This window comes from Kitasatospora sp. NPDC057904 (genome assembly GCF_042887925.1).
Taxonomy (GTDB): domain Bacteria; phylum Actinomycetota; class Actinomycetes; order Streptomycetales; family Streptomycetaceae; genus Kitasatospora.
On sequence record NZ_JBHVOL010000002.1, the window covers coordinates 700,907 to 713,838 of the forward strand.

15 protein-coding genes are annotated in these 12,932 nt (G+C 73.9%); 4 read left to right on the forward strand and 11 right to left on the reverse strand.

All coding sequences use genetic code 11. From position 1 onward, the window contains the following. Positions 1-149 precede the first annotated feature (149 nt). The 4 genes from ACFVSN_RS08430 (at position 150) to ACFVSN_RS08445 (ending at position 1,916) form a co-directional block, all read left to right on the forward strand. On the forward strand, positions 150-356 hold the full coding sequence (locus tag ACFVSN_RS08430) for a hypothetical protein (protein WP_380436992.1): 207 nt from the start codon (positions 150-152) through the stop codon (positions 354-356). A 35-nt stretch (positions 357-391) separates the two neighbouring features. Beyond that, positions 392-646, forward strand: a complete 255-nt coding sequence (locus ACFVSN_RS08435; protein ID WP_380436994.1) for a hypothetical protein — start codon at positions 392-394, stop codon at positions 644-646. A 159-nt stretch (positions 647-805) separates the two neighbouring features. After that, a complete protein-coding gene (locus ACFVSN_RS08440) occupies positions 806-1,126 on the forward strand; it encodes a transposase (RefSeq protein ID WP_380436996.1) in 321 nt (106 codons plus the stop codon). A 4-nt stretch (positions 1,127-1,130) separates the two neighbouring features. Beyond that, the gene (locus tag ACFVSN_RS08445; protein ID WP_380436998.1) at positions 1,131-1,916 is read left to right on the forward strand and encodes an aminoglycoside phosphotransferase family protein; all 786 of its coding nucleotides are present in this window, start codon (positions 1,131-1,133) and stop codon (positions 1,914-1,916) included. Here the strand turns inward: ACFVSN_RS08445 and ACFVSN_RS08450 are convergent. The 11 genes from ACFVSN_RS08450 to ACFVSN_RS08500 form a co-directional block, all read right to left on the reverse strand. After that, positions 1,891-2,706, reverse strand: coding sequence for a dihydrodipicolinate synthase family protein (locus ACFVSN_RS08450; RefSeq protein WP_387954124.1), 816 nt, complete (start codon positions 2,704-2,706; stop codon positions 1,891-1,893). The two genes, ACFVSN_RS08445 and ACFVSN_RS08450, sit on opposite strands and share 26 nt — an antisense overlap. Beyond that, entirely contained in the window at positions 2,703-3,893 is a 1,191-nt protein-coding gene (locus ACFVSN_RS08455) for an aminotransferase class I/II-fold pyridoxal phosphate-dependent enzyme (RefSeq protein ID WP_387954125.1), read from the reverse strand. The genes ACFVSN_RS08450 and ACFVSN_RS08455 overlap by 4 nt, the downstream gene beginning before the upstream one ends. Before the next feature lie 88 nt (positions 3,894-3,981). Further along, positions 3,982-4,776, reverse strand: a complete 795-nt coding sequence (locus ACFVSN_RS08460; RefSeq protein WP_387954126.1) for a hypothetical protein — start codon at positions 4,774-4,776, stop codon at positions 3,982-3,984. Then, complete coding sequence (locus ACFVSN_RS08465; protein ID WP_387954128.1) at positions 4,773-5,987, reverse strand: MFS transporter; 1,215 nt, start codon at positions 5,985-5,987, stop codon at positions 4,773-4,775. Before ACFVSN_RS08465 ends, ACFVSN_RS08460 begins: the two co-directional genes overlap by 4 nt. Continuing rightward, positions 5,984-6,874: a hypothetical protein gene (locus ACFVSN_RS08470; protein WP_380437008.1), complete on the reverse strand. Its 891-nt coding sequence runs from the start codon at positions 6,872-6,874 to the stop codon at positions 5,984-5,986. The genes ACFVSN_RS08465 and ACFVSN_RS08470 overlap by 4 nt, the downstream gene beginning before the upstream one ends. Next, entirely contained in the window at positions 6,871-7,845 is a 975-nt protein-coding gene (locus tag ACFVSN_RS08475) for a hypothetical protein (protein ID WP_387954130.1), read from the reverse strand. The genes ACFVSN_RS08470 and ACFVSN_RS08475 overlap by 4 nt, the downstream gene beginning before the upstream one ends. 5 nt (positions 7,846-7,850) lie before the next feature. After that, positions 7,851-8,885, reverse strand: coding sequence for a cytosylglucuronate decarboxylase (gene blsE / locus ACFVSN_RS08480; RefSeq protein WP_380437012.1), 1,035 nt, complete (start codon positions 8,883-8,885; stop codon positions 7,851-7,853). Continuing rightward, positions 8,882-9,772, reverse strand: a complete 891-nt coding sequence (locus ACFVSN_RS08485; protein ID WP_380437014.1) for a phosphotransferase family protein — start codon at positions 9,770-9,772, stop codon at positions 8,882-8,884. Before ACFVSN_RS08485 ends, blsE begins: the two co-directional genes overlap by 4 nt. Then, positions 9,769-10,956 carry a DegT/DnrJ/EryC1/StrS family aminotransferase gene (locus tag ACFVSN_RS08490; protein WP_380437016.1) on the reverse strand — a complete coding sequence of 396 codons (1,188 nt, stop codon included), beginning with the start codon at positions 10,954-10,956 and terminating at the stop codon, positions 9,769-9,771. Before ACFVSN_RS08490 ends, ACFVSN_RS08485 begins: the two co-directional genes overlap by 4 nt. A 43-nt stretch (positions 10,957-10,999) precedes the next feature. Then, the gene (locus ACFVSN_RS08495) at positions 11,000-12,178 is read right to left on the reverse strand and encodes a hydroxymethylcytosylglucuronate/cytosylglucuronate synthase (protein ID WP_387954131.1); all 1,179 of its coding nucleotides are present in this window, start codon (positions 12,176-12,178) and stop codon (positions 11,000-11,002) included. Further along, positions 12,165-12,722, reverse strand: coding sequence for a nucleoside 2-deoxyribosyltransferase (locus tag ACFVSN_RS08500; protein WP_380437020.1), 558 nt, complete (start codon positions 12,720-12,722; stop codon positions 12,165-12,167). The genes ACFVSN_RS08495 and ACFVSN_RS08500 overlap by 14 nt, the downstream gene beginning before the upstream one ends. Positions 12,723-12,932: the final 210 nt, after the last annotated feature.

Below are 12,932 nucleotides of genomic sequence, written 5' to 3' on the forward strand. Positions count from 1 at the left end.
GCGGCCGCCCCCTGCAGGATGCGGCACACCGGCTTGCAGTAACTTGCGCATCCCGAGGCTCGATCTGTCTCCACTCGGTCGTCAGAGTTGTTCGTGCGAGGCACCAGGAGTCCTCGCCCTTCTCAAGGGATCAAAGGGAGATGCAGTCCATGATCCGCACCGAATCCAGCCCGGCCACCTCCGTCCGGCTCCGCAAGTCCTTTCCCCTGTACGCCTGTTCGGCGCTCGGCGCGGCACTGATCGCACTCGTGGGCGTGGGCGCCGCGCAGGCCGGGCAGCAGGTGCAGCCCGCCGCTGCGGTGACCGGCGGCGCCCCGGCCGGCGCCGCCACCCCCGACGTCCACGACTGGGGCTGAGCCGGGCCGCCATCCGACTCGACCTGGAGGCCCCCGTGCCCTACGAACAGCACGTACGGATCGTGGCGACCGCCCAGGCCCTGCCGGCAGCAGCGCCGGAGACCGCTGCGGTACGCCTGATCTCCCTCCTGCCGGCCCCCTGGACCGCCACCCTGACCGGGGTGACGCCGACCGCCGCCACGCTGACGCTCTCCGCACCCGAGGCTCCGGCCGCCGGCACCGCCGAGGAGGCGGTCGACCGGGCCCTGTCCCGACCAGAGCTGTGCGGATGGATCCGCACCGAACCCTGATGGACATTCAGCAGGTCGATCCACGATGAATGCTGACGGATGGTCAGCACATCAATCCGCATCGAACCCTGACGGACATGGCGCGACAGCCCGCCCCGAAGCCCCTTCCCGGTCATGGAATTCCCCCACGAGATCCAGTCGAAGAATGGGAGCACGCCAGTGCCACGTCCACCCGCACTGCCGTCCGAGGAGAAGGCCTCGATCGTTCTGTCGATCCTCTCCGGTCAGGTCACCGCCGCCGAAGCGGCCCGGCGGGCCGGGGTCTCCGACCAGGCGATCAGCAGCTGGAAGCGCCGCTTCATCGAGGCCGGCCGCGAGGGCCTCGACGCCGGCCACGGCCAGCAGAACACCCGCGAGCTACAGCTCCTGAAGGAGATCAGCATGCTCAAGAGCGCGCTGGGCGACTCCTACCTGCAACTGCGGGAACTGACGTCGATGCGTCACCACCAGCGCCTGGCGGGCAAGTTCACCGTAGGCTGACCACATGATCGAGGACGGCGCGCAGGCCAGCGGCAGCGTTACCACCGTGCGCCGGGTGGGCGACACCATCCGGCGCCCCTGCGGCAGGTGGACGCCGCTGGTCCACGCACTGCTGGGCCACCTGCACGACGTCGGCTTCACCCGGGCCCCGCGGGTGCTGGGCATCGACGAATCCGGGTGCGAAGTGCTCTCCCTGCTCGACGGAGAGGTCGCGATGCGGCCCTGGCCCGCGGTCCTGCGCGGCGACGAGGGCGTCACGGCGCTGGCCCGGTGGCTGCGCGAATTCCACTCCGCCGTGGCCGAGTTCAGGCCGCCCCGAGACGCCGAATGGTTCGCCCCGGACGTCCGGTGGCGGCCCGGCCAGGTCGTGCGGCACGGAGACCTCGGTCCGTGGAACTCGGTCTGGCGCGGCGCGGAGCTGGTCGGGTTCATCGACTGGGACTTCGCCGAGCCGGGTTCGGCGATCGACGACCTCGCCCAACTCGCTTGGTACTCGGTGCCGTTGCGAGGTACGCAGCAGGAGCACGCGGCCGGCTTCGGCGGCGGCGCCCCGCTGCGCCGCCGGCTGGAGCTCCTGTGCGCCGGCTACGGCGCCGATCCGGCGCAGGTGCTCGCCGGGGTGGCCGCGTTGCAGGAGCGGGAGTCGGGCCGGATCGAGCACTGGGGCGGGCGCGGCGTCGAGCCCTGGCGCACCTTCCTGGACCGCGGGGACGTCGCGTCGATGGCCGCCGAACGGGCCTGGCTGCGCGAGAACCTGAGTTCCCTCACACCGGCCCCGGATGCGCGATGACCCCTCTTCGGAACAGTTCGGCCTTCACCCGGAGGACGTAGTCGTCCCCGAAGAGCCCGTAGCGGTGACAGGCCGCCGTGACCGCTGCCTGGCGGGCCGGGGAGCGGTCGCGCAGCAGTGCCCCGCACAGCCCGGCGTCCAGGTGGGCCAGCGGTGCCACCAGACCCGCGGCCCCCGGGGTGTCCAGCATGAGGTCCTCCCAGCCCTGGAACACGGGCGTGTCCGCGGCCTCCCGCACCAGTGCGAGGGTCGTCTCCGGGGAGCGACTCGACTCCTTCATCCCGACGACGCGGTCGAGCCGGAGGATCCTGATGAGAGTCTCCCGGTCGATCCGGTTGCCGGACACCGCGGACTCGTTGTAGACGAACACCGGCAGCTCGGACGCGGCGGCGACGGTCGCGAAGTGGCCGTAGACCGCCTCCGGCGAGGCGGGCCCGCCCATCGGCGGCGCGACCACCACGGCGTCCGCGCCCAAGTCCGCCGCCACCGCGGCCCGTTCGACGGCCTCGGCCGCAGTGGCGACCTGCGCTCCGACGAGGCACGGAAGTCCGTCCGCGTGGCGCACGGTGAATTCCACCATGGCGCGCCACTGCTCCGCGGACAGCCGCCAGCCCTCCCCGCAGCTGATGGCCGGCATGAGTGCTGCCACGCCGGAGCGCGCGGCGCCGATCAGGGCCCGCACGCACGGCTCGGAGACGGCGCCGTCCGGGCCCACCGGAGTGACGAGCGGCAGGACCAGCCCGCCGCCGACCACCGGTCGGGCCGGCGGGTCGGTCACGGGGCGGGTCATCGGCCGATCCTCTCCAGCGCCGTGGCCAGCCGCTTCACCGAGTCGGCGAACATGCCCGGGTCCCGGGCGAGCGCTATGCGGATGAACCCGTCGCCCGCCCCGGGCGCGTGCCAGTGGAAGTACGTGCCGGGCAGTACGTAGACGTCCTCCTCGCGCAGCAGGTGCTGCAGTTCCGTGGCGGTGAGCCGGTCGGAGGCGATCCTGAACCAGGCGACGCTCACCGGCACCACCGGTTCCTGGAGTTCCAGGACCGTTCCCGCCAGGACGTCGCGCGCCAGCCGGCGGTTGGTCTCCAAGACGGTGGCGACCGACGCGAAGCCGTCGCGGGCCGAATCCTCGGCGTAGGCGGTGAGCAGGTTGAGGATGAAGGGCGACACGTTGAGCAGCACGCTGGTGTGCAGCTTCCTGACGTCCTCGTAGACGTCGTCGCTGGTCACCAGCATGGCGCACTTGGCGTCCTGGACCGGCCAGGTCTTGCCGGTGTCCTCGATGGTGACATAGCTGACGCCGGAGTCCCGCAGGAGCTCGTAGAGGTCGAAGCGGCCGTACGGGGTGTCGCCGCAGAAGGCGAACGCGGCGAAGCACAGGTCGATGACCAGCAGCTTGCCGTGGTCCCGGCAGAACCGCGCCACCTCGGCGAACCCCGAGCGGCCGTGCTTGAGCAGGCTGAAGCCGGTCGGGTTGTTCGGGTCGACGAGGAACAGCGCGTCGCCGCGCACGGACTCCTTGAGGTTGTCGTAGATGTGCTGGACGTCGTGCAGGGTGCGCTCGGCGATCGGACGGGCCGTGACCCCCGAGTTCCTCAGCACGTCGTGGAGGTTGTCGAAGCAGGGCTCGACCAGTGTGACCGTCGCCTGCCGCTCCCGCAGGTACATCGCGACGACGAGGGTGGAGACCGAGGCGGCGTAGGAGAGCAGGGGCGGCTTGCCGTGCAGCGCGGACGCCTGCCCGTGCAGCCGGAAGAACGCCTCGGTGAACCGCCGCTCGAACTCCGCCTGCGTGCCGCGCTCGGCCTCGTACCAGAGGTCGGGCAGCCTACCGACGATCTCGCGCTGGCTCGCCGACTGGTGCTGGTGGGTGTGCGCGTCGGCCAGGTTGTGCCGGGTCGCCAGCGCTTCGATCTCGTGCTGCGTCAGGTCCGCGGGCCCGCTGGCCAGGGCGTCGAGTGGGCGGCTGTAGGTGATCACGACTCTCGTTTCTCGGGTCGGTCGGACGGACAGGCGGAAGGTGGCGGGCCTGGGCGGGCGGGCCGCACGGGCGGGGCGGGGCCGGCGGTCAGAACGGGGCCAGAAGCGCCTGGCGCAGCTGCCGGGCCACCCGGGGACCGCCACCGGGCCAGTGCCGGGCCTGCTCCCCGCCGGGGGCCGCCACCGCGACCACGGGGTCGGCCGCGAGACGGGTGAGGAACCGCCGTTCGGCGGGCGGGAGCCCCGCGGGGTCCGCGTCGGAGGGGCCGGTGCCCGGCGCCAGGACGGCGAACCGGCCCCAGAGCGAGGCCGCATCGCGCAGCTCGGTGCCGTCCGGCCCGCAGACGACCGCGGCTCCGGCGATGGCCCGCAGGACGTCGTCGCGCCAGGGGTGCACGGTCCCGACGGCGACGCCGGTCTCCTGTGCGTGTGCGAGCAGCGTCTCCTGCGCCGGGCCGAGGGCGTCGGCGATCAGGACCACGCCGCTCCCCCTGGCGGCGGTGCGCCGGTACGGCAGGAAGGGGCCGACCGTCTTGACGCCCCGGCCGGATGCGGCACTTGAGGTGATCCGGGGGGCGGCCGGCGTGCAGACCACGACGCGCCCGCCGCACTCGGCCGCGAGCGCGGCGCCCCGGTCGGGGTCGGCGAGGACCGCGACCAGCGGCAGCCCGGATGCCAGCGCGGTAGCGGCGGCGCCCGGACCGCCCACGGCGAGCGCGGCCCGGGGCCGGTCGTCCCCGGCCGGGCGCGCCGCGCCGAGCCAACCCGGCAGCGGGGCCTCGCCCGGCGGGGGCGCGACCGGGACGTCGAGGTGGGCGAGGACCGCGGCCGCGACGAGGAGGTCCCCCAGGTCGCGCGCGGGTTCCAGGAACAACGAGATCACAGCTGGTCCCCCGATGTGACGGGTGTGCGGGCCCCGACCGCGGGTCCGGCGCCGGGCCGGCTCCGCAGGAGGATCCCGAACAACGGCAGGCTGAGCACGAGGAGGCCCGCGAAGACCCAGGTGTAGCCGAAGGAGGCGACGACGCTGCCGGTGACGACGAAGGACACGGTGGTCGCGAGGCCGCCGATGAGGCCGCCGAACGAGAGCACCGTGGAGCGCACCGCGTTGTCGGTGGCGTCGTTCACTACCTGGCTCAGCAGCGGGTAGATCAGATCGATGGTGAGGAAGACGCAGTAGTAGCCGACGATCGCGAACCACGGCCGCGCGGAGTACATCCCCAGCAGCCCGGAGGCGAACAGCACCGCGGCGATGAGCATCGCCCGGGTCATGCCGAGCGCGGTCAGCCGGTGGGCGACGGCGGACACTCCGGCGGCCACCAGGGTGATGAAGCCGATGACGAGGCTCACCACGGTGGGTTTCAGCCCCAGCCCGGCGAAGAAGTCCTGGCTGAAGATGCTCACCGCCGTGACGCCCGCGTTGACGAGGGCGCCGAACAGCAGGGCGTTGAGGAGGTGGCGCCGCCGGCGCAGCACGCGCCATCCGGCGACGATGGTCCCCGCCATGGTCGCCCGCCGGTCCACGGGCTGGGGCGACTCGGGCACCCTCCACACGAACCAGCTCGCCCCGGCCACGGCGAGCGCATGCGCGACGAACGGGAGCCAGTACAGGTGTTCGTACATCGCGCCGCCGACGAAGGTGGTCAGTGCGAGGACGGCGAAGCCGAGCCCCATGGCGCGTCCGGTCTCCCGTGCGAAGAGCTCGCTGCGGCCCAGGTCGTCCAGGAGTTCGTACAGCAGCGCGCTGTCCGCACCCCGCTGGCCCGCCCAGCCGAGCCCTTGCAAGGCGAAGGAGACGACCAGCAGCCACAGCGGTGTCGCGAGCATCAGCGCGGCGCCGGCCGCGCCGGCCAGGAGCCCCGCGGTGATGACGGCGCGGCGGCCCAGCCGGTCGGCGAGGGAGCCGAGCGGCACGTCCGCGATCAGCCGGGAGGCGTGGAAGCACGCTTCCAGCAGTCCCATCTCGAACAGCGAACGGCCGTGCGCCACCAGGTAGACGATGAAGACGCCCCGGGTGAACTGCGCGTTCGAGGTGCCCATGAAGAACCGGTACGCCCAGAGGGCGCGCCGCCCGGCCGGTGAGATCGCCGTCACCGCGCACCCCGGTCGCCGAACAGCCGGCCGGCCACCGCGCCCGCCAGCTCGCGGAACCCGGTCCCCAGCGCGTCCCGGCAGGCCTGCTCCGGCCACCAGTCGACCGGTAGCCGCTCCCAGCCGCGGATCGTGATCCGCTCGTCCGCGGGAGCGTCCTGGGCCAGCCGCGGCCACCCGGAGGGATCGGGCAGCGGTGCCGCCGCTACGTAGCGCCGTGCCGCGCCCGAGCCGAGCAGGACCGAGCGGCTCAGGTGCACCCCTTCGAACACGAGCGCGCCGGGCTCCTTCCGCTGGGCATCGGCGTAGCGCGAGCAGTACATGCGGAACGCGTCCAGCACGTCGTCGGAGTTGGGGAATCCGAGCGGGTACATGCCTTCGTGGAACGGGGTGAAGAGGCCGTAGAGCTCGGAATCGGGCAATGGCAGGACCTCGTCGGGCCGTTCGTGGTGGACGGAGGTGACGCAGCGCACCCCCAGGGCCGCGGCGGTGTCGTCGAGCACGGGCGCCAGCCGGTCGCCCAGCGCGTGGAACTCCTCCGCGCGCGCCGGATGTTGCAGCGCCTCCTCGGCGACGCAGAGGCCGATGCGGGCGGGCACGCCGAACGCCTTCGCCGCGATCCAGCCGAGTGCGGCCTCCCACACGACCGAGACGGGCAGCGCCGCCGGGTCGCCCGCCGACCGGCCGAGGCACGGGTGGCAGACCACCGAACCGACGTTCTGCGGCCAGGAGTCGGCCGCGAGCGCGACCACGAGGCCGGCGACCGGTGCCGGCACCGGGCCGGCGACCGGGCGCAGTCCCGCCGACGCCCATCCGCGCGGCTCGCCCTCACCGGCCCCGGCCGCGCGCACGGCGCCCTGTCCCCAGTGCTCCGCCCCGAGCGCCGTCATCGCCACACCCCCAGGGACAACAGCCGGTCCAGCCCCACGCCCACGCAGAAGGTGGCGCGGCCGGCATCGCCCGTGAACGACGTGCCGTGGTCGTTGAACGAGGCGACGGCCACCGGCCGGTCACCCGTCATCCATTCGAGCTTGCGCCGCATACCGTCGGTGAACCCGTCGGACGCCGCGCACCACTGCCCCGGCACCGTCGCGGCGAGCAGGCCTGCGACCCGGTCGACGACGGCCCGCGCGAGCTCCTCGACGCGGTCGACCCCGGCGCAGCCGACGATCTCGAACACCCGGTACGCCTCCAGCCGGCCGGCCGGCTCCCAGCGCCGCGCCGGTTCGCGGCGGAACGCATAGCCCACACCGGCGTAGAGCCCGTCGGGCCGCTCACCGATGCCGTCGACGAACTGGAGGCACGCGGCGTGCGGGAGGCGGCCGGACGGGAACGCGCTGTCGACGTTCTGCGGGTGGTCCGCGCCGACGGCCGAGTCGGTGAGGATCGGGTACCAGACCGGTACGACGCCGAGGCCGGCCAGCGCCGCATGGAGGCCGTCGGCGAAGCGCTGCACCGCGACGGCCTCGTCGCCGACGGCGAGCGCGGAGCCCAGCGGGCCCGCGAAGTCCGTGGGGGCGACGGGCAGTCCGACGAGGTGCTCGCCGGACACCGAGGTCGTGAGCAGGCCGTCCCGCGGCAGCGCGGGGCGCTGCTCCCCCGGCGCGCCGGAGGCGAACCAGCGGCGCGGCGAGCCCGGCCGCGGGGCGCACAGGTGCGTGGCCAGCGTCGTCACGTCAGCCAGTGCCCCGGGCGCGAAACCGGCCGAGACGTCGACGTCCCACCGGGCTTCGGCGGCGGCCAGCAGGCCGGCGATGCGGAGCGAGTCGACCTCGCCCAGGATCGGGGAGTGCGGACCCGCGTCGATCTCCGCCGCCGCGAGCCATTGCGTGATCCAGCGGACCACTTCGGTCGTGTCCATCGGTCTCAGTAGCTCCAGTTCGCTGCGGTTCCGAGGCGGGCGATGTCGTCGCTGTAGCCCGCGGCCGTGGTCGAGCACCCCGTGCAGGAGAGCGGTCCCGCGGCCCGGAAGTGCGCGCGGTGGGTGCGGAAGCTCGGCTGGTCCAACCAGATCCGCCCGGACGCGTCGGTTGCACGGCCCGAGCCCCGCTCGTCGGGGTCGCGGTGCGGCAGGCAGCTGCAGGCGAACTGCCGGCCCTGCTTGGGGTCGAGGTAGACGACGTCGTCGGTGACGTGGCAGGCCGGTCCCTCGGCCCTGGGCGTGACGCCCCCGTCGAAGTACGCCGAGCGCTCGGCGTCCGTGTCGCCGTAGAAGCGCCGGCCGAGCGGGCGCAGCGCGCCCGGCCTCGACCCGTCGTACAGCGGTTCGCAGCGGGCCGTCACGTCGTCGGGGTCGGGGTAGCGAACGGTGCGGTCCAGCTTGATCGCGGACAGCTCCCACTGCTCGACCCCAATGTCTTCGAGGAGGCGTTGCAGCTGCGGCATCTGGGCGTAGTTGTGGGGGCCGACCACGGTGTTCACCCGTGGCAGGACGCCCAGTTCCCTGCACCGGCGCAGGCCCTCCACCGCGGACTCGAACAGTCCCGGTGTGCCGCGGTAGACGTCGTGCGTCCGCGGTCCCGCACCGTCCAGGCTCACGATGATCTGCGCCAGTCCCGCCTCGGCCAGCGGCCCTGCCAGGCGGGGCAGCCGGTGCCCGTTGGTAATGATCGACATCGCCATCCCGGCGTGGGCGCCGATCCGCACCAGCTCCGTGACGTCCTGGTGCAGCAGCGGCTCGCCGCCGGTGAAGCGGACGACGCGGACGCCCAACGGCCAGGCCTGTGCCACGGTGTCGCGCATGTCGGCGGCGGAGAAGCGGTAGCCGTCGCGCGAGCGCGCGAACTCGCACATGAAGCAGTCCGCGTTGCACGCCTCCAGGACCCGGATGAACAGGTATCGGGGCCGGCCGCCGGGTGCGGCCGGCGCGGCGGGAGCCGGCGTGCGGGGTGCCTCGTTCATGTCGGCGTGCCTTCCCTCGGTACGGGTGCTTGGGTGGGTGGGTGGGGAACCGTCACGGCTCCGGCCCGTGCGCAGTGGGGGCGGAGCTGCTCCCAGAGGTCGGCCGTCGCCCCGCGCCCGAGCACGCCCGCGTGCTCCAGGGCCGCGGCTCGGGCCAGCGCGTGGCCGGCGGCCAGCCGGAGGTCGGGGGCGCGGCCGCCGGCGCTGCGGTAGCCGCGGCCGAAGGCCGCCCACCGCGCCGGCGGGACGGCCGCCCACTCGGCCTCCGGTGACCCCAGGGCGGCGTCGGACCAGTCGAGCACGGCCACCAGCTCTCGGCCGGAGACGAGGAGGTTGTCCTCCCGCAGGTCGCCGTGCAGCGCCACCCGGGCGCCTTCGGAACGCCGCGCGTCCCGTTCCGCGGCCCGGACGAGCTCCGCGGCCGCAGCCGGAACCATGGCGGACCGGACGTGCTCCAGCGCGGTGCCGTAGCGGTCCCGTCTGCGCGGCAACGGGTGATCGCCGGTGTCGAACGGCCCCGGATCCGCACGTGTGTGCAGCCGGGCGGCGACCTCGCCCACTCGCGCCCACTCGGCCTCCGAGCGCGGCGCCCGCCCGTCGACGCGGCGATAGACCTGGTACGGGAGACCGCCCTCCAGCACCCCCGAGGCGCGCGCCTGCGGGGCGGGAGCCCCCACTCTGCGGGCCTCCGTCCACACGCGCTGCTCCGCGCAGATGCGCAGCGCGAAGCTGAGCCCGACCCGGACCACGTGCTCGGCGCCGAGGAGGACGAGGCAGTTGCCGCCGCCGCGGGTGTCGAACGAGCCGCCCGGTTCCAGCGCCGCGAGCACGGCGGCCGCCTGCGCGGCGGGACCGGCCGGCGGCCGGCCCGGACCGGGCGCGCTCATCGGGTGAGGAGGTCCGCCGTCGCCGAGGCGACGCGCTTGGCGTCCTCGGGCGACATCTGCGTGCCGAGGACCAGCACCCGGTTCCACAGCGCGATTTCCACCTCCGCGAGGTGCTGCTCGCGCTCGCCCCACCAACCGCGTCCGCGCATCCACGGCTCCACCCACGGCATCGCGATGAGCGCCGGGTACCCCCAGCCGGGGATGCCCTCGGCGGTGAGGGCGTCCACCAGCCAGTCGCGGTGACCGTCCCACTCCTCGTCCAGGACGACCGCGACGTCGAACCACGAGGGGGTGGCGTCGAGTCCGGCGGCGAGCCGGGCGGTCCGGATGCCGGCCTCGGCGAGGACGCCCGTGAGGACCTCGGCGGTGCGGTTGCGCGCGGCGACCCGCTCGTCCAGCTCGTGCAGCGCGGCCAGGCCGAGGGCCGCCTCGATCTCGCCGCCGCGGAAGTTGTACCCGGGGAAGACCCCCTCGAAGTTGCCGCTCTTCCCGTGGTGCGCGTAGGTGCGCATGCGCCAGTCGATCTGTTCGTCGTCGTAGACGTTCAGTCCGCCCTGCCCCGCGGTCACGAGCTTCTTGTGGCTGCCCGCGAAGGATCCGATGTCGCCGAGCGAGCCGACCGGCCGGCCGCGCAGCGTCGCGCCGTGCGCCTGTCCGCCGTCCTCCACGAGAAACCGGCTTCCCGCGGTGCGGTGGATCGCCTCCACGTCCGCGACGTTGCCGAGGAAGTGCGTGATCAGCGACGTGTGGATGTCATGCCCCTCCACCCATCGGGCGACGTCGTCCACGCACAGCAGGGTGTCCGGGTCCGTCGGCAGGAACACCGGCCTCGCCCCAAGGTGGTGGATCACGTTGAGGCTCGCCACGAAGCCCGAGTCGCTGAGCGCCACGGCGTCGCCCGGCCCCACGCCCAGCGCGAACAACGCGGTCTGCAGGGCCGCGGTGCCCGAGTTGTGGAAGAACGCCTTGCGGCGGCCGGTGTGCGCCGCGAACTCCCGCTCCAGGCGCTTGCTGTGCGGGCCGCCGCCCCAGAAGACCGTGCGCCGGCTGCGCACGATGTCGGCCACGGTTTCCGCGGCGGCCGGCGTGATCCCGGTGTCCTCGTACGGAAGCTGGTCGAAGCAGGGTGTGCCGCCGTTGACGGCGAGACGGCGATCGGCGCGGAGTTCATCGGGCGTGCGCATGGTGACGGTGTTCCTTTCGTGGTCCGGCGGTACTGGTGGGGGGTCACCTCGGCGAACGGCCGGCGATCGCCACGATCGCCTCGGCCACCTGGTCGGCCCCGTCGCGGACGGGGGTGAGCGCGGAGAAGTCCTTGTCCGGCGCGGAGTTCGCGGCGATCGCCTTGATCAACCCCTCGGTGATCTCCTCGTGCGCCCTCGCCCGCTCCGAGGGCGAGGCGGCGACCTCGGCGATGCGCGCGTGGATGCGCTCGACCGCGTGCTCCTCGCCGTGTTCGTGCCACCGGCCGACCGAGTCGCGCGCGAGCACCCACTCCGGCCAGTCGGCCACGAACGCCGGATCGCACCGGGTGGCGACCAGTTCGGAGTTCAGCACCTGGCTGAGGTTCTGCGGCGGCAGGAGCACGGCCGTCCGATCGAGCGACGCGAGCTCCAGGATCGTGGTGAGGCCCGGCGAGGTCAGGACGGTCTGCGCCGACCCGAGCAGCGCGCGGAACCCGTCGTGCGGCAGCGGCCCGACGGCCGGCCTCGGCAGTCCGTCCGGGAGCGACGCCGGCAGGGCCCGGACGTTCCCGGTGACGACGACGTCCGTCAGGCCCGCCGCATCCAGCGCCGCGAGTGCGGCCGGCAGCACGAGATCGAGGTAACTGGTGTCCCCCGGGCGGGAGAAGGGCGAGTGCAGGCCTCCGACGTTGATCACCGCGGCCCCGCGCCGGCCCTCGCCCCGGCCGTGGAGCCGCCCGTCCCGGCGGGCCGCCGAGCCGACGATGGGCTCCACCCACCGGAGGTTGGCCACCGAGGCCATCACCTCCGCGGCCGGCCCCGGCAGCGGCAGCGTCCGCTGCGCGCAGTAGAGGCTCGCCCCGACCGGGACGGCGTCGTGCGGCGTCCACAGGAAAGGGAGACTGTCCACGTAGACGACCGGGCACCCCGCCGCCTCCAGCGCGCTCGCCGCCTGCGGGTGCAGCACGACGAGCGCCGCGTCCGGAGCGACCTCGGCGACCACGCGGCGGACGTCGGCGGCGTCGTCGATGTCGCACTCCGCCCAGGACCCGATCAGGCCGTCGCCCAGCACCGGCCGGCCGAGGCGGGTCCCGATCCCGACGACATCGGCGGGCATGACGGCCGCCAGCGCTCCGAGGATGCTGGAGAGCTTCCCCGCGCTGCCCCACCCGAAGTCCACGCCGACGACGAGGAGCCGCGGCCGCCGGTCAGCGGCGGACACCGCTGCCGCTTCCCGAGGGCCGCTCGTAGCCGTACGGGCCCGACGTCTTCGGGTAGCCGCTCACCTCGCCGGTCCACGCCACGGCCGGAGCACTCGCCAGCAGCCGGTCCGACTCCTTGAGCAGGGCCCCCAGTTCATCGCCGCTCCAGCGCTCGGGCAGGGGCCGGATGCTCGTGGGCGTCACCGACCCCAGCCCGGCGATCAGGGCGGGTAGGCGCTCCTGGTTCGACAGCAGCAGGACCGGCACCCGCAGGGCCGACGCCCAGCCGAGTTCGACCAGGACCCCCGGCGACGGCGGGTCGCCGAGGATCGCGCACACCAGGTCGGCGTGCCGCATCGCGACGAGGTCGGCCGGCGTGCAGACCTCCGGAAGCAGCCAGCCCGCACCCCACGACTCGTTGTGATGGGCGTTGAAGACCGCGTGCCCGTGCTCCATGAAGTGGGTGCGCAATCGCTCCAGCAGTTCGGCCTTGTCGGGTTGGAGCCGCCCCGTGGACCAGTCCATCCACTGCGTGTAGGGGCCGGCCAGGAAGATGTTGGGCACCGAGGATCTCCGTCGTTCGGAATGGACAGCGCGGAATCGATGACGCCATCCGCGGCCGCGCCCGGACAACCGGGGACCTCCCGTTGGTGGACCCGGACCCCGCCCCACCTCGCCCCTCCGCCCTCCGACCGAACCATGGCGGATCGTTGACCCGCGCCGGCCCCGCCCCCGGGCCCGGTCGCGGCGGGTCAACGGTCGCCGATGGTTCGG

Bases quoted from the DNA above. Each gene is read 5' to 3' on its own strand.
- ACFVSN_RS08470 (WP_380437008.1), bottom strand. From the start codon at position 6,874: ATGACGGCGCTCGGGGCGGAGCACTGGGGACAGGGCGCCGTGCGCGCG.
- ACFVSN_RS08485 (WP_380437014.1), bottom strand. From the start codon at position 9,772: ATGAGCGCGCCCGGTCCGGGCCGGCCGCCGGCCGGTCCCGCCGCGCAG.
- ACFVSN_RS08430 (WP_380436992.1), top strand. From the start codon at position 150: ATGATCCGCACCGAATCCAGCCCGGCCACCTCCGTCCGGCTCCGCAAG.
- ACFVSN_RS08490 (WP_380437016.1), bottom strand. From the start codon at position 10,956: ATGCGCACGCCCGATGAACTCCGCGCCGATCGCCGTCTCGCCGTCAAC.
- ACFVSN_RS08475 (WP_387954130.1), bottom strand. From the start codon at position 7,845: ATGGACACGACCGAAGTGGTCCGCTGGATCACGCAATGGCTCGCGGCG.
- ACFVSN_RS08450 (WP_387954124.1), bottom strand. From the start codon at position 2,706: ATGACCCGCCCCGTGACCGACCCGCCGGCCCGACCGGTGGTCGGCGGC.
- ACFVSN_RS08445 (WP_380436998.1), top strand. From the start codon at position 1,131: ATGATCGAGGACGGCGCGCAGGCCAGCGGCAGCGTTACCACCGTGCGC.
- blsE (WP_380437012.1), bottom strand. From the start codon at position 8,885: ATGAACGAGGCACCCCGCACGCCGGCTCCCGCCGCGCCGGCCGCACCC.